The sequence below is a fragment of the Chamaesiphon sp. OTE_75_metabat_556 genome, from assembly GCF_031378165.1.
Classification (GTDB): Bacteria; Cyanobacteriota; Cyanobacteriia; order Cyanobacteriales; family Chamaesiphonaceae; genus Chamaesiphon.
Genome location: NZ_JANNDR010000294.1, coordinates 1 through 15786, shown reverse-complemented (window position 1 = coordinate 15786; position 15786 = coordinate 1). Strand labels below are relative to the sequence as shown.

Sequence of the window (15786 nt, the reverse complement as noted above, 5' to 3'; positions counted from 1 at the left end):
AGTAAGGGTACCCACAAGCGGTGTTTTTAGTCGGGGGAAACCCCCGACTAAAAAAACGACAAGACGGGGCACCCCTACAAGAAAATCATCCCCTGATTCAGCAACGCCAGAAATCGTTAGCGTACTATTTTCTCTCAATTCTGCTTTTCGCCACGATCTGGTTCTGTTCTGACTATCGATAACTCTGATTTTATGTAAACACTCTGTATGAAGATTTAGAAATTCAGGCTATGAAACAGCATATTACAGAAATTATCCAGGAAAATAAGTTCTTACAAATTGAAATAGCAAAACTTAAGCAAACTCAGCAGATAGCACAAAGGCAAACACAGATGCTGTGTCGTACTTTAAGTGGATTGACAGCAGAACCACACATCGATAGATTGCTGCCTCAAGTGCTATGCGCTATTGCCGAACAGTTAACTGTTTCTTGCTGTGTACTTTGGCTTCAAGACTCGAAAGCAGAAACACGCTGCCTTCGGATGCTATACAGTGAAGGTCAAATTCTATCCGGATCGCAATTACTAGAATATCCAAGGGCACTTAAGCTAGAGGCGATTGGAAAGCATCCGGTTTGGTTGACGAAGTCCCAAGACAGCCCGTTTATCATCATTGATGATATGGCCAATTACTCTGAATTACAGCCATTGCAGCGTGAGTACATAAAAGACCTAGGTATTAAAGGGCTTTTAGAAGTTTCTTTAATACATAACACAAAAGTGATTGGTTGTTTAGCCGTTTACAGTACAAAGCATCAACGTTTTTGCACTACCGAGGTTGAACTAGTGAAGGTGCTAACACATCAGGTTAATCTAGCGATCCAGATAACTCACCTAGCTGATGAAGTTAAGCAAGAGGTACAACAGTCTACTGTTGTTGAAGAACGCAATCGCCTAGCACAAGAACTGCACAATTCTCTAATGCATTTACAGGAGGTGCTGACTCCAAACAATACTGGTCATTTTGATAACGTTTTAGATATGAAAAGTGTAGATCTCCGTCTAACCCAGGATTATCTATTACAAGATATAGCTATGGAGAGATCGACTGATAAAATACGTTCGTTAAAGTCACTAAACTTAACTCAAAAAGAACAGGAAATTTTACAGATGGTTGCTTCTGGATCTAATAACAAAGAAATCGCTGGAACTCTTTGTCTTTCAGAAGGGACAATCAGAAATTATATTTCCAAAATCCTCAGTCGTTTGAATGTAAGAGATCGCACTCAAGCAGCACTAATAGCAAATAATTTTCTTAGTTAACTAGAGTCTAGTTTTCACAATTAAATTAATTGATGATGAATTACAGTATTTTTGGTTTTACGTCTCCGTAATATCTATGGAGCATCTAAATATTTGATCGAGTATGATTTAGTTATTTTACTAATATTATTTAGACTCCATTCTTGAAATTCAAATAGAAATAATGTGAAAATGAATAATTTAGATATTTTTAGTTCCATACTATTAACTGGTGTAGGCTTTGGGATTGTAACTTACATATTAATTGTCAGACAAAGCTTTAAAGATAAAACATTTGGTATGCCGGTAATTATGGCATGTGCTAATTTTGCAGGAGACTTTATCTGCTCATTTATTTACCCACCTAGCCCTCTTGAAAAGTACATTAATATGTTTTGGCTATTATTTGATGTAATGTTCATATTTTTATACTTAAAGTATGGTAAGAATGAATTCTCGCAAAAGCTCCCAGAGCAATTATTTTACCCTCATTTTATCCTTGTCTTAGTTTTTAGTTACTTGACAACTATGTGTATAGTTGATAGTCTTTTTCGAGAGTCTTATTCTGATGCATTTAAATTTATTGGCATAGTAGATAATTTTATAATGTCTATAATGTTTTGCTCAATGTTTCTTAAACGGAACAGATTAGAAGGTCAATCTGTTTACATAGCATTTTTCAAGTTACTCGGATCACTCTGTATTGCCATGGCTTTTTGTTTATTTACGCAGATGTCATCTATTTTATATTTGTGTGTTGCGGGGTTCTGTATTTTTGACTTTATATATTTTATTTTAGTTTACCAAGAAACACAAAGTCTTGTCTTGGTTTGTCAAGAAATTCAAAACGAAAATGTTGTTTTAAAATAAATACTTGAACGGATAGTTATTTATAAACATGGGTAGGTATAGATTGACATGAAACTAATTAACGAACTCAGAACCAACTCTTTTTTGCAACAGATTTATTGGATTTCAGACCCTGTAAATTACTTGAAAAATGCAGTGAAGCTTTATCCTGATATTTTTACTGGTAAAATAGTAGGCTTTGGTGGTTTTGGTAGCACTTTGGTTTTTGTTCAAGAACCAAAAGCTCTTCAGCAAATTTTTGCTAACGACAAAAAGCAGTTTAGTGCGCCTACTAATGATGTTTTGCAACCAATTCTAGGTATTCATTCTGTTGGTACAGTTGAAGGTAAGCGTCACGATCGAAAACGGAAGCTCCTCATGCCTCCTTTTCATGGATCGCGATTATATACGTATGGTGAAATTATCTCTAATCTGTCTAGTAAAATCTTCGATCAGCTACCAGTAGGCCAACCTTTCTTTGCTGCCGAGGTAATGCAGGAAATTACGCTTCAAGTTATTTTAAAGGTAGTATTTGGCTTAAATGAGGGAGAACGCTACCAACAAATGAAGCAATTAAGTGCTGAATTATTAGGTCTTTTCAACTCTCCTTTAACTGCTGCATTTCTCTTTTTTCCTTGGCTGCAACGTGATTTAGGTAATGTGAGTCTTTGGGGCAAATTTGTCAGGATCAAGCGGCAAATTGATGTACTGCTTTATGCTGAGATTCGAGAACGCCGAGCGCAAGTTGACTCAGAACGCAACGATATTCTCTCATTGCTGCTGTCATCTCGGGATGAAGAGGGGAACCCAATGACAGAAGATGAGCTACGAGATGAGTTGATGACTCTCATGCTCGGGGGTAATGAAACTACCGCTACCGCACTGTCTTGGGCATTTTACTGGATTCATCATTTGCCTGAAGTTCGGGAAAAGCTATTGCTGGAACTAGCAACTCTCAATCAACCTCTAGACCCTATAACTATTTTCAGACTTCCCTATCTAACTGCTATCTGCAATGAAACATTGCGAATTTATCCCGTGTCTTTATTGACGCTCCAAAGATCGGTAGAAGAACCTGTTGAATTACTAGGACATAAATTAGCACCGGGTACTGACGTGGTTGGTTGTATTTATCTTTTACATCAGCGTGAGGATTTATACCCATATCCCAATCAATTTAGACCAGAACGGTTTTTAGAAAGACAATATACTCCCTTTGAATTTATGCCTTTTGGCAATGGTACTCGTCGCTGTATTGGTGAAGCCTTAGCCCTATATGAAATGAAGATAGTTTTGGCGACCATTCTAACCAGCTATCAATTGAAGCTGGTCGATCCAAAACCAGAGGAAGTGACACGTCGCGGTCTCACTCTTGCTCCTGCTAGTGGTGTCAAGATGATGATTCAAAGTAAGCAGACACAATAGATCCAATTCATTGAGGGTTTTACTAGTTAAATTCTTAACGAGAATCGATCGCCTTAGCAAATAGCGCAAGATAATTATTTCGTGAGTTTATCTACAAAAGTGTCAAATTTTCATAAATAGATTTATTAAAGGACATCTGAAAAATGCTAAAATCGAGGGCAACATCTAAGCTACTTAATATCATTATTTATCTAACTACCGTTGGAGGAGCCGTAAATTTTGCTACTCCCGAAGCTCTAGCTCTGCGTAATGAACTCTATATCACCAGTTTAGGTACAAATGAAGTTCTAAAGTATGATGGAGATACACAAGCATTCCTAGGAACTTTTATTTCTAGTGGTAATGGACTAGTTGCACCTGATGGTTTTGTCTTTGGACCTGATGGCAATGCATACGTTAGCGGATTTTTTAGCAACAATATCCTCAAATACAATGGGAAAACTGGAGAATTTATTAGTATTGTTGCTGATAACATCCCAGGTCCTACTCAGTTAGTATTCGATCGGGACGGTAATCTTTTAGTCAACACCTATGGCGATCAATTAGTTAATGACTATGGTGACACAACAGGTTGTCTCCCTATTAATAGTTGTGAAGTGCTTAAGTATGATGGCATCACTGGAACTTTCCTGGGAGTTTTTGCCTCTGGTGGTGGATTAAATGGGTCTGATGGACTAGTTATTGGTTCAGACGACAATCTCTATGTCAGTAGCTTCCGTAGCAACCAAATCCTTAAGTACGATGGGGAAACTGGGGATTTTTTAGGAGTTTTTGCTTCTGGTAGCGAGATGAATGCTCCATCTGGTTTCACATTTGGTCCAGATGGTAATCTTTATCTCACTAGCTGGTTTGGTAATCAAGTCCTCAAATATGATGGGAAAACAGGGGATTTTCTGGGAGTTTTTGCTGCTGGTAATGGTTTGGAAAATCCGAATAGAGTAGTTTTTGGTCCAGATCAAAATCTCTATGTTAGTAGCCTTGGTTCCAATCAAGTTCTCAAATATGATGGCAACACAGGTTCTTTTCTTGGTAATTTTGGCTCTGGTTACACCCGTCCCACAGATCTCATCTTTGTCACTGTTCCGGAACCATATTCTGTTCCAGAACCTTCTTCGGCAATCGGTACTTTATTGTTTGGGAGTTTAGGGAGCATTGTTTTACTGAAGTACAAACGAAAAAACAAGGTGGTATGAAATCATGTCCGCCCGATCTAAGTTAAATTATGCGAACAAAATGCTGTCGCAGAATACATTTTTCCACTGTGCTCAGAGTAGTAATTATAGCAATACGAAATCGAGCATTTTTTTATCAGTAAAATGAGAACTAAAACATGAAGCTAGCTAATTTACTAAATATTTCGGGTAAGACAGCCATTGTTACTGGTGCGGCAATGGGTATTGGACAATCAATTGCGACACGTCTTGCCGAAGCTGGTGCCCATGTTGTCGTGACTGATTACAATGAGCCGGCTGCTCGGGAAACTGCTATCAGTATTCGTGAAAGTGGTGGTAGTGCTGAGGCGTGGTTTATGGATATAACTGATACCGATGCAGTGCAAACAACAATTGAGCGGATTGGTAAGGATTGCGGTCGCATCGATATTTTAGTCAACAATGCTGGTATCTATCCAGCGCATCCGTTTCTAACTTCTGAAGACAACCTCTGGCAAAAAACGCTGGATGTTAATGTCATGGGTGTTGTGCGTTGTATCCGTGCCACGATTCCACGGATGATCGAGACAGGTAGTGGTGCTATTATCAATCTGGCTTCATTAGGCGCTTTTCATCCCGGTCGGAATTTTGCACACTATAGCGCATCTAAAGCAGGTGTGGTGATGATTACAAAAACTCTAGCCTTGGAGGTAGGTGCTAATAATATTCGGGTGAATGCAGTTGCACCAGGTAGCGTTGCCACCCCTGGGGCTACTGCAGAGTTACAAGCAGCAATGGCTTTATTCAAAGATCCTGCTGAACTTAAAGCCTTGGAAATATTTAATCAGCGCATTCCTCTTGGTCGAATAGGTCAACCGGATGATGTCGCCAAAGCGGTTCTCTTTTTAGCATCACCTATGTCCGCATATATTACAGGTGAGGTTATGGTTGTGGATGGAGGATTTTTACTCTCATAACTGAGTCAGATCTAGAGCAGATCTGGGTGTGCTCTAGATCTATTGCAAACAAGTTTTGTGATAAATTTCAGTTTTCCCTATTCCTCTCAACTCATGAAAATCAGTAGCAGAAGCTGTCTAAATATCAAAATTTTATTTTCTAGAGAGTAACAATGAATAAAACCGTTCTAATTACAGGCGCTTCAAGTGGAATTGGTGAAGCAACAGCTAGATATTTCCTCCAGAGAGGCTGGAATGTTTCCGCAACGATGAGATCGCGCAGCAAAGTAGGTGATTGGTCGCAGGAAAAGAGAGCTATCTGTCCGTATCTTGATGTTACCAAACCTGAGACAATTTCTGCTGCAATCCACGAGACATTAGAGCATTTTGGACAAATTGACGTGTTGGTTAATAATGCTGGTTATGCACTCATGGGACCACTTGAGGGTGTGACAGCCGATCGGTTAGAGCATCAGTTTCAAACTAATGTTTTCGGGCTTGTATCAACGATCCAAACAGTCCTGCCAGTTTTGCGTCAACAGGGTGGAGGCACCATTATCAATGTTGCTTCAATTGGTGGTCGTCTTGCTTTTCCGCTTACGTCCTCTTATCATGCAACTAAATGGGCTGTCGAGGGACTCTCTGAGTCTCTACGCTATGAATTACGTCGTTTTGGTATTCGGGTAAAAATTATTGAGCCAGGTGGTGTCAAGACAAATTTTATCAATCACGGGACAACTTGGGCAACACATCCTGATTATACAAAGATGGTCGATAAGGTGAAACAGTTTAGCGAGAAGATTAATGACTCTTTACCAGCACCGCAAGGTGTTGCCAAAACAATTTATCGGGCAGCAACCGATAAATCGGGAAGACTACGTTATTCGCCCTACGGTGAGGCTTTTTTGCTCCTGCACGCGATACTTCCAGATAAGTTATGGCGGTATTTAATCGAAAATATGATGCTGGGGAAAATCAAGTAGGCTCGGTTTGCAATTCAATTGTGCTCCTTGTTCGTTTGAGTTCGGGGCATTCGGTGACTTAGATATCCCAACAAGAAACACGATCGATTATCAGGTGTTCAGTTGGAAGATATCACCAGCAAAACTACAGCATGAACACCAATACCCTCTTCTCTCTTCTCTCTAGAATCAGCGGGCGACCTGCTACTCAGTGGTGGAGATCATTACTGTTGCCGATCCTAATATTCATGAATTCGTTACCCACCGACTAAAGTTTTTGCTCTATGCTCCAAAGTTTGACTTGCAATCAAAACTTCCTGTCTAGCCCACCGATCTGCGGTGATAATATCATCGAGACTTGGGTCAGAGTGGTTATGAATATGATAGAGATCGCAAGCTTGTTCGATCGAATGCGCAATATCGAGAAATTGAATTTTTCCGGCTAGGAACAGGGCGACAGCTTGTTCATTTGCGGCATTAAGCACTGCTGGCATGGAACCGCCAGCACGACCGGCTGCGTAGGCTAGTTGGATACAAGGATACTTTTGTCGATCGGGAGCACTAAACGTTAGTGTCCCTGCTGTGACTAAATCTAATGGCTGCCAATCAGTCCGAATCCGCTCTGGCCAAGACAGAGCATAGAGTAGGGGCAGACGCATATCCGGCCAGCCCAGTTGTGCCAAAACCGAAGTGTCTTGCAACTCAATTAGTGAATGGATGATACTTTGAGGATGAATAACAATTTCAATGCGATCGTAATCAACACCAAATAGCCAGTGTGCCTCGATGACTTCCAACCCTTTATTCATCATCGTGGCAGAATCGATGGTAATTTTGCGACCCATTGACCAGTTGGGATGCTTCAAAGCATCCGCAACAGTTACTGCTGACAATGTTTGGATTGGATCATCCCGGAAGGCTCCCCCAGAGGCAGTTAGTAGCAACCGCCGCAACCCTTCAGCAGGAACTCCCTGCAAACATTGAAAAATTGCTGAATGTTCTGAATCTGCGGGTAATAACTTAACACCGTATTTGTGTACCAAGGGTAAGATGATCGATCCACCAGCAATCAGAGTTTCCTTATTGGCTAGAGCGATATCTTTACCTGCTTCGATCGCCGCAATTGTTGGTAGTAGACCAGCGCAGCCCACAATCCCAGTCACCACAATCTCCGCATCGCCGTAGCGGGCAACATCAATCACTCCAGCTTCACCCGCTAGCAGCATCGGCTGGGGCGTAATATCTGCGATTGCCGCCTGTAATTTGGGTAGTTTTTGCACATCTTGAATCGCGACTATTTCGGGTCGGTAGCTGCGAATTTGTTGAGCCAGCAAATCTACATTCTGTCCTGCCGTTAATCCCACCACCCGAAATTTGTCAGGGTATTGAGCAACAATAGTCAAAGTTTGAATACCAATGGAGCCGGTCGATCCCAGGATAGAAATTGCTTTCACGTTAGTATATTCCTAAAAATTAATATTTCGCTCTAGTTGTCCGAAATTGCTGATTTATAGATATCGAAATGTCCCAGATGGGAGATCTACTTAATCTCTTGACGATCGAGTTGAAAATTATTTTAAAAGGGATGCAACCCGAATACTCGAAGAGGTAAATTGTGAAATCCACAATTCTAGATCGGGGTCAGGAATCGCTATTTTAATTGATTCTACAACCTGCTGTGCTTGAGTTTTAGAGTTAGTCAAGGCAAATACAGAGGGGCCAGAACCTGACATCATTCCCGCACATCCCAGCCGCTGGAATTCGTCTCGCAATCGCTGTACCTGTGGATGTTGCGGCAATACGACTCGCTCTAGGTCATTGTAAAGCAACTGACCAATTTGCTGCTCATTCTGATAATCGATCGCCGACAGCATTTTTGCTAACCGCACTTCCTGCTGATAATTGTCGCCAATCGCATCATCTTTTAAGTATTGATGATGAAATGTTTGGTAAGCCCAAGCTGTTGAAATAGACAGACTGCGATATTTTCCAATCACTAGATAGGAATTATTTAATGGTGGCAGCGCAGCAAGAGATTCGCCTTTTGATGTAGCCAGGACGGTACCACCAGCAATACAGAAAGGTACATCAGATCCTAATAAAGAGCCGAAGTATTGTAATTTTTCCTCACTCAGTTTTAGATCCCACATCAAATTCAACCCGACTAAAACTGCCGCAGCATTTGTAGAACCACCGGCCAATCCTGCTCCCACCGGAATCCGTTTCTCAATTGTGATGTCTACACCACCACACTTGCTAAAAGCATCACTAAAGTTTTTTGCCATCAATGCGGCTGCTTGATAAGCCAGGTTGGTGTGATCTTGAGGCACTTCTGGATGGTCGCAATGTAAACAAATAGCATTGGTGTTTAATGGACGCAAGTCAATCTGGTCGGCTAGATCGATGCTTTGGAGTACCATTGCTAAATTATGGTATCCATCTGGACGAGCACCAATAATCTCTAAGTACAAATTAATTTTGGCAGCGGCTGTCAGGGAATAAGATTGCATGAGGAAGATTTTAGAAACTTGAATATTTGCTGATGTGGTTAGGCAGTCGCCTTGATGTCAAAAATTTTCTCAAGGACATCAGCCACAACTTTATCTGGAGTAGAAGCCCCTGAGGTAATTCCCACGACAATCGAACCAGGTGGTAGCCAGCTTTCACTTACTTCTAAATTTTGATGTAACTTTTTATGCTCAATTCGATTCCCTGGCCCAATCCGCTCTGCGCTGTCAATATGATAGGAGGGAATTCCCCGCTCAATGGGGATTTCCTGAAGGTGCGTGGTATTAGAAGAGTTAAAACCGCCAACTACTACCATCAGATCTAGCTTTTGTTCTACGAGTTGAAACATCGCATCCTGACGTTCTTGAGTGGCATCGCAAATAGTATTAAAACTCAGGAAATGATGATTGACTCGATCTGCACCATATTTACGCATCAGCGTCCGCTCAAATAACTTGCCAATTTGCTCGGTTTCGCCCTTGAGCATCGTGGTTTGATTAGCAATTCCTACTCTGATTAAGTCGGTGTCTGGATCAAATCCTACTGAATAAGCATGAGTAAATTTAGTCAAAAATTCTTGACGATCTCCACCATTGAGGATGTAATTGCAGACATACTCAGCTTCTTGCAGATTCAGAACGACCAGATATTTAGTAGCATAGGAACTGGTCGCGATCGTTTCCTCATGCTCGTACTTGCCATGAATAATCGAAGTGTAATCACCTTTCTTGTGTTTTTCGACGCTATTCCACACCTTAGAAACCCAAGGACAGGTTGTATCCATAATTTTGCAGCCTTTTTGGCTTAATAATTGCATCTCCCCAAAACTAGCCCCAAAGGCAGGTAAAATTACCACGTCTTCTTTGGCCACAACTGAAAAATCTTTTTGCTGTTGTTGATTAACCGGGATGAATTCTACCTGCATATCCCGCATATTTTCATTGACTAAGGGATTATGAATCAGCTCATTAGTGATCCAAATCCGCTCGCTCGGAAATTGCTGACGTGTCTCGTAGGCGAGGGCAATCGCTCGTTCCACTCCCCAGCAAAAGCCCATCGCCTCTGCGAGCTGAATCGTCACGTTGCCTTGTTGCCAAGTGTAGCCACTCTCCCGAATCTGCTGAATCAAATTACTTTGATATTCAAAATGTAGCATTTCTTTTACTTCCGTAGCATGTCCAAAGCCCTTGCGATGGTAGTTTTCAGAGCTATGAAGCGATCGCTTAAATGCCTTTGTGTCCATTTTATCCTCCTGATCTTAATATTTAGTGAGTTCGATTTGTAATGTACTCCGCGATCGCCATCAAAGGCAGCGATTTTTCTTTAAAGGGAATGAGTTCGATATTGGCGGCATCAACTAATCTTCTTGCCTGGTGTTTAGATTCCTCAATGCCCCACAAACTTGGGTAAGTCGCTTTTTGAACCTGTTCATCTTTACCTGAAGTTTTCCCCAGTTCCTCACTAGTTGCGGTAATATCCAGCACATCATCAATAATCTGAAATGCTAGACCAATATTGCGAGCATAGCGAGACAGTCTTTGTAAAACCTCATCATCAGCTCCGGCCAGCATCGCACCACAAAGAACTGAAGCTTCTAATAAAGCACCTGTTTTATGGGTGTGAATAAAGTTGAGAGTTTCTACATCAATAGCCTGCTTGCCCTCGCATTCGAGATCGAGAACTTGACCACCGACTAAACCAGTTGCGGCAACGGCATAACTTAACTTAGCAACAACCGGCAACAGCCTTGGTGCTGAAACATCTTGAGTCTTAGATATAATAAATCCAAAAGCATAAGCTAACAGTCCATCACCAGCAAGAATGGCGATATCTTCGCCATAAACTTTATGATTTGTTGGCCGACCTCGCCGATAGTCATCGTTATCCATGGCAGGTAGATCGTCATGGATGAGAGACATGGTATGGATCATTTCCACTGCACAGGCCGTTGGCATCGCCATTTCGACAGTACCTCCAGCTAGCTCACAGCCAGCAAGACACAGAATGGGGCGCAGCCGTTTCCCTCCAGCCAACAGCGAATAGTTCATCGCCTCATAGATTTTTTCGGGATAGACCACTTCAATTGACTGTGCGAGTGCCGCTTCGACTTGATTTTTGCGTTCTGATAAGTAGCTGTTGAGGTCGAAGTTTGCTTTGGCAATTTCGTGCTCGAATATCTGATGTTGTTCGGGTTGAAGATTTTGTAAATTTTGTTCAAAAACTTGAGTATTCATTTTCCTCACAGTATCTAGATGTTCTTGCCATTGCTTATGATTAGAGACAGGTTTATTACTACCTGCGCCCTATCCCAACTGTTAACTTTCATAGTGTAAAAATTTCTGTCAAATATTAGCTTTTAGCCTACTTTAATCTGCAAGTAAATAATCTTCAGGATCGACCCACCGACCATCCGCTTTAATCAGATCGATCAGCTCTTCAACTCCATTCGCTTCTGGCACTTTTTTGATTTCTTCACGCCCACGATACAGGGAAATATAACCAGGCTGTTTACCAACATAACCATAGTCTGCATCTGCCATTTCTCCTGGACCATTGACAATGCAGCCCATGACCGCAATGTCTAAACCTGTCAGATGTTTAGTAGCTTCCCGCACTAGATGCAGTACTTCTTCCAGATTAAACAAGGTCCGACCACAAGATGGACATGCGACGTACTCTACCATCGTCTTCCGCAGCCCCAACGCTTGCAAAATGCTATAGCCAACGGGAATTTCTTTTTCTGGTGCTTCCGTCAAGGAAATGCGGATGGTGTCACCAATCCCATCCGTTAGCAGAGTAGCAATTCCGGCGGTGGATTTGATGCGACCATACTCACCATCACCCGCTTCGGTGACACCCAGATGTAAGGGGTATTCCATTCCTAGTTCGTTCATGCGCTGCACCATCAACCGGTAAGCCGCAATCATGACCGGGACTCTAGAAGCTTTGAGAGAAATAATTAAGTTATGGAAGTTCAGAGATTCACAAATCCGAATAAATTCTAAAGCAGATTGCACCATTCCTTCTGGAGTATCGCCATAAGTAAAGAGCATCCGCTCGGATAGAGAACCATGATTTACACCAATCCGCATCGCTTTGCCCTGGTCTCGCAGGGATACAATTAACGGCTCCAATGTTTCATGAATTTTCTCCCCAATTTCATCAAATTCAGCTTGAGTGTATTGGGTGCGCTGGTCGTTGGGTTTCTCAAATACATATAGCCCTGGATTAATCCGCACTTTATCTACATGATTGGCAACTTCCAACGCAATTTTCATCGCATTGTGGTGAACGTCGGCTACCAGGGGTACAACTTGATAAGTCTCTGCAAGTTTTTGCTTGATTTGGGCTACTGCTTTAGCATGAGCTAAACTAGGTACCGTAACGCGAACAATTTCACAGCCGATAGCATGTAGGCGACGAATTGCATCTACAGAGGCATTTATATCCAAAGTATCTTCATTAATCATTGACTGCACTACCACTGGAAAACCACCACCAATAGTGATATCACCAATCCGAACCGGACGAGTTTTCCGGCGGGGAATGGTGCTAATTAAGCTGAGATCGGGAGCGGTTGGAGTTAAAAGAGTCTGCATAGGTTACTAGATTAATGGCTAATGGTAAACAATGAGGAAGAAGTAGTAATTAACAACTGTTTACACCACCAAGCAGAAAAATTCTGCTTGGTGAATAGTTCCTAGTTACTACTGTTCGACTTTACAAGCTCATGGCAACAGCAGTAGTCTTTTGGACAACCACATCATTTCGGAATACTTTCACTTCTTTTTTGACGCGTTCAGCAATTTGTGAACTAGTCAAACCAAGATCTAATAGCGACTCTTCTGGAGTAGCATGTTCAACGAACCGATCGGAGACACCAATCCGAATCACTGGAATTACGATCTGACGATCGAGTAAAGCTTCGGCAAGAGCAGAACCGAAACCACCAGTCGAGCATCCTTCTTCGAGAGTGAACACGCGACCAAATTTCTCAGCCAGCGGCAAAATTAAATCAGTATCTAATGGCTTGGCAAAGCGGGCATTAATCACAGTGGTCTCGATGCCTTGTGCACTTAGATCGGATGCGGCTTGAAGTGCTGGGTAGACCATCGAACCATAAGCAACCATCAGCACATCGCTGCCATGGCGAAGAACTTCTGCTTTACCAATAGGTAAGGGTTCCCAACCTTCTTCTTTCAAGGGAACACCATAGCCATTACCGCGTGGATATCGCATGGCAATTGGACCATTTGGATGGTTGATTCCAGTTACCAGCATTTGCTGAAGTTCAGCTTCATCTTTAGGAGCCATCAGCACCATATTTGGAATACAACGTAGGTAAGCGATATCATACATACCTTGATGAGTAGGTCCGTCAGAACCGACAATGCCTGCTCGATCCATGCAGAAGAAGACCGGTAAATTTTGGATACAAACATCGTGAACTATCTGATCGTAGGCTCTTTGGAGGAAGGTTGAGTAGATCGTAATCACAGGGCGCATTCCCTCACTAGCCAAACCTGCTGCTAGTGTTACTGCGTGCTGCTCGGCAATACCCACATCAAAGTATTGACCTGGTAGTTGTTTTTGGAGGATGTCTAGTCCTGTCCCTGTGGACATAGCGGCGGTAATCCCAATTACTTTCGGATTGCGCTTCGCAATTTTGGTGAGGGTTTCACCAAACACCTTGGAGTAGCTGGGGGATTTGAGTTTGCTAGAAGAGATCGCCTTACCTGTAGCTAGATCGAATTTGGATTGGGCGTGGTAGCCGATCTGTTGTTGTTCGGCAATTTCATAGCCTTTACCTTTGACTGTTGTGACATGTACCAATACCGGACCTGTTAGTTGATGTGCGTGAGAAAAAGCGGCAATTAATTCCTCTAGATTATGTCCGTCAATTGGACCGATATAAGTGAAGCCTAGGTTCTCAAATACTGCTCTGCTCTTTGGTGCTAGCATGCATTTGATCCCTTGTTTGAGCTGATTCAATGCGGGAGTAGACTCTACATGTGCCAGCGTTTCAAACTGTACCTCTAATTTTTGGAGTAAATCTACTGGAGTACTAAGATGTAGTTTATTCAGATGGCTCGAAAGTGCGCCGACATTTTCCGAAATCGACATCTTGTTGTCATTGACGACAACTAATAAGTTGGTGTTGGGCAAGGAGCCTGCATGATTAATGGCTTCTAGCGCCATACCACCTGTGAGCGAACCATCACCAATTACTGCCACCGTTTTAAAGTTTTCACCTTTAATATCTCGGGCTAGAGCCATCCCTAAAGCTGCTGAGATACTAGTTGAAGCGTGACCTGCTCCAAAATGGTCGAATTGACTTTCACCACGATTTAGATAGCCAGAGATTCCATCCTTTTGGCGTAACGTATGAAAACGGTGATACCGCCCCGTTAATAACTTGTGTGGATAGGCTTGATGGCCGACATCCCAAATTACTTTATCGCAGCTTAGGTCTAGAGTCTGATATAACCCTAACGTAAGTTCGACCACTCCCAAACCCGAACCTAAATGACCGCCAATCTTGGCTACCGTTTGTAAGTGTTTTTCACGAATTTGACCTGCAATCTCTTGCAATTCTGAAATTGATAGTCCGTGCAATTGATTTGGATGAGTAATTTGGCTCAGATTCATAGGATTTTTTCTCCTTTAAATAGGTCGGTTGTAATGATTTTGCCTTAATAGCTAGATCGGTCTAATTTAATTGATGAGTTTACTAGTTTATTGTCAAAATGATGTGTTTAGACACAGTATTCACCTGTAGCTTGATTGTATGGTGAAGTATAAAGCTGTTCATGAAAGATAACAAAACGGCTAATCAGTGAGCTTGGTCGGCGATCGCCAAACAAATCACTCATTTCTTCTAAAAGTGTCATCATTTGGGCACGGGTTTGAGCATAAAGCTGTGAAAAGTATTCAAGTCTTTGCTCAAAAATAATTAATGCTTCATCTACTGATAGCGCATTATCGAGTTCAACATCGCCCAAACACACATTAAACTCACGCAGCTGAGCATCTTTGTAAATTCGCGCCAGGACGGAGTTAAGTTCTTTTTCCGCTTGAAGTAAAAGCTCGTTAATTGTTTTAATTGAGCCACCAGCTTTGCCGTGAATTATTCGGAGCTTATCAATTAATGATATCCGCTCATCTTTTGTTTGGGTAACTAACATCCCAAGATCGTTGCTTAATCGTACCAGTAGAGCTGCTTTGTTAAGCACTTCAACTAGTGAACTTTTATTGACAAGATTTTGGAAGTTATCAATTGGCTGAACAATTTCAGCTAGGATACTAATGTAATAAGCCAGTGTTGGAATCACCAGAATAGAATCAGTACCTACTTGAATACGGCGTGATAAATCCATTTCTGGCTCTTCTAACAGAGCACTAACAGCTTTGTATCGATTAATCAGCCCTTGTGATACCAGTGAACCAACAGAAGAACTAGCTATTGAATCTGCTACAGCAAAGCAGGTTTCAATGTTTGCAACTAAACACGGCCAAACGCCATATTCTATATCTTTAGATGAAATGTGTGGGTGTAAGTTGAGATACGTCCGAGAAATAGCTTTGTGTTTGACAGGATTATGTGACTGCCAAAAGCCAGAAATACACTGTGATTTATGTTGTACTGGAGCCAACAACTGCGTACTAGAAGCGGATTGACTTAATAAGCGTTTAC

Annotated in this window: 13 protein-coding genes; 6 read left to right on the top strand and 7 right to left on the bottom strand. The window is 41.9% G+C overall.

Annotation, left to right across the window (positions count from 1 at the left end; genetic code table 11):
- Window positions 1-230 precede the first annotated feature (230 nt).
- From RMO27_RS11925 to RMO27_RS11900, 6 genes are all read left to right on the top strand, one after another.
- Entirely contained in the window at window positions 231-1262 is a 1032-nt protein-coding gene (locus RMO27_RS11925; RefSeq protein ID WP_309732692.1) for a LuxR C-terminal-related transcriptional regulator, read from the top strand.
- A gap of 171 nt (window positions 1263-1433) precedes the next feature.
- Window positions 1434-2111, top strand: a complete 678-nt coding sequence (locus tag RMO27_RS11920) for a hypothetical protein (protein ID WP_309732688.1) — start codon at window positions 1434-1436, stop codon at window positions 2109-2111.
- Window positions 2112-2159: 48 nt separating this feature from the next.
- Window positions 2160-3515, top strand: coding sequence for a cytochrome P450 (locus tag RMO27_RS11915; RefSeq protein WP_309732686.1), 1356 nt, complete (start codon window positions 2160-2162; stop codon window positions 3513-3515).
- Window positions 3516-3658: 143 nt separating this feature from the next.
- On the top strand, window positions 3659-4708 hold the full coding sequence (locus tag RMO27_RS11910; protein WP_309732684.1) for a hypothetical protein: 1050 nt from the start codon (window positions 3659-3661) through the stop codon (window positions 4706-4708).
- Between the two features lie 137 nt (window positions 4709-4845).
- Window positions 4846-5643: an SDR family NAD(P)-dependent oxidoreductase gene (locus RMO27_RS11905; protein ID WP_309732682.1), complete on the top strand. Its 798-nt coding sequence runs from the start codon at window positions 4846-4848 to the stop codon at window positions 5641-5643.
- A 152-nt stretch (window positions 5644-5795) separates the two neighbouring features.
- Complete coding sequence (locus tag RMO27_RS11900; protein WP_309732681.1) at window positions 5796-6605, top strand: SDR family oxidoreductase; 810 nt, start codon at window positions 5796-5798, stop codon at window positions 6603-6605.
- A 236-nt stretch (window positions 6606-6841) separates the two neighbouring features.
- Here the strand turns inward: RMO27_RS11900 and dxr are convergent, their stop codons facing one another.
- The 7 genes from dxr to RMO27_RS11865 all read right to left on the bottom strand — a co-directional run.
- Window positions 6842-8038 (bottom strand): 1-deoxy-D-xylulose-5-phosphate reductoisomerase, encoded by a 1197-nt coding sequence (dxr, locus tag RMO27_RS11895; protein WP_309732679.1) that lies wholly within the window; start codon window positions 8036-8038, stop codon window positions 6842-6844.
- A 117-nt stretch (window positions 8039-8155) separates the two neighbouring features.
- Window positions 8156-9094: a 4-(cytidine 5'-diphospho)-2-C-methyl-D-erythritol kinase gene (gene ispE / locus RMO27_RS11890; protein ID WP_309732677.1), complete on the bottom strand. Its 939-nt coding sequence runs from the start codon at window positions 9092-9094 to the stop codon at window positions 8156-8158.
- A 38-nt stretch (window positions 9095-9132) separates the two neighbouring features.
- Entirely contained in the window at window positions 9133-10335 is a 1203-nt protein-coding gene (locus tag RMO27_RS11885; RefSeq protein ID WP_309732676.1) for a 4-hydroxy-3-methylbut-2-enyl diphosphate reductase, read from the bottom strand.
- A 22-nt stretch (window positions 10336-10357) separates the two neighbouring features.
- A complete protein-coding gene (gene crtE / locus RMO27_RS11880) occupies window positions 10358-11326 on the bottom strand; it encodes a geranylgeranyl diphosphate synthase CrtE (RefSeq protein ID WP_309732673.1) in 969 nt (322 codons plus the stop codon).
- Window positions 11327-11458: 132 nt separating this feature from the next.
- A complete protein-coding gene (gene ispG, locus RMO27_RS11875) occupies window positions 11459-12691 on the bottom strand; it encodes a (E)-4-hydroxy-3-methylbut-2-enyl-diphosphate synthase (RefSeq protein ID WP_309732671.1) in 1233 nt (410 codons plus the stop codon).
- A gap of 121 nt (window positions 12692-12812) precedes the next feature.
- Window positions 12813-14741, bottom strand: coding sequence for a 1-deoxy-D-xylulose-5-phosphate synthase (dxs, locus tag RMO27_RS11870; protein ID WP_309732668.1), 1929 nt, complete (start codon window positions 14739-14741; stop codon window positions 12813-12815).
- Between the two features lie 107 nt (window positions 14742-14848).
- Window positions 14849-15786 (bottom strand): hypothetical protein (locus tag RMO27_RS11865; protein ID WP_309732666.1); only part of this gene is annotated, 938 nt, incomplete at its 5' end.

What these genes read in the sequence shown, in the direction of transcription:
- RMO27_RS11925 (WP_309732692.1), top strand. Translation starts at nt 231, where the DNA reads ATGAAACAGCATATTACAGAAATTATCCAGGAAAATAAGTTCTTACAA.
- RMO27_RS11920 (WP_309732688.1), top strand. Translation starts at nt 1,434, where the DNA reads ATGAATAATTTAGATATTTTTAGTTCCATACTATTAACTGGTGTAGGC.
- RMO27_RS11915 (WP_309732686.1), top strand. Translation starts at nt 2,160, where the DNA reads ATGAAACTAATTAACGAACTCAGAACCAACTCTTTTTTGCAACAGATT.
- RMO27_RS11910 (WP_309732684.1), top strand. Translation starts at nt 3,659, where the DNA reads ATGCTAAAATCGAGGGCAACATCTAAGCTACTTAATATCATTATTTAT.
- RMO27_RS11905 (WP_309732682.1), top strand. Translation starts at nt 4,846, where the DNA reads ATGAAGCTAGCTAATTTACTAAATATTTCGGGTAAGACAGCCATTGTT.
- RMO27_RS11900 (WP_309732681.1), top strand. Translation starts at nt 5,796, where the DNA reads ATGAATAAAACCGTTCTAATTACAGGCGCTTCAAGTGGAATTGGTGAA.
- ispE (WP_309732677.1), bottom strand. Translation starts at nt 9,094, where the DNA reads ATGCAATCTTATTCCCTGACAGCCGCTGCCAAAATTAATTTGTACTTA.
- RMO27_RS11885 (WP_309732676.1), bottom strand. Translation starts at nt 10,335, where the DNA reads ATGGACACAAAGGCATTTAAGCGATCGCTTCATAGCTCTGAAAACTAC.
- crtE (WP_309732673.1), bottom strand. Translation starts at nt 11,326, where the DNA reads ATGAATACTCAAGTTTTTGAACAAAATTTACAAAATCTTCAACCCGAA.
- ispG (WP_309732671.1), bottom strand. Translation starts at nt 12,691, where the DNA reads ATGCAGACTCTTTTAACTCCAACCGCTCCCGATCTCAGCTTAATTAGC.
- dxs (WP_309732668.1), bottom strand. Translation starts at nt 14,741, where the DNA reads ATGAATCTGAGCCAAATTACTCATCCAAATCAATTGCACGGACTATCA.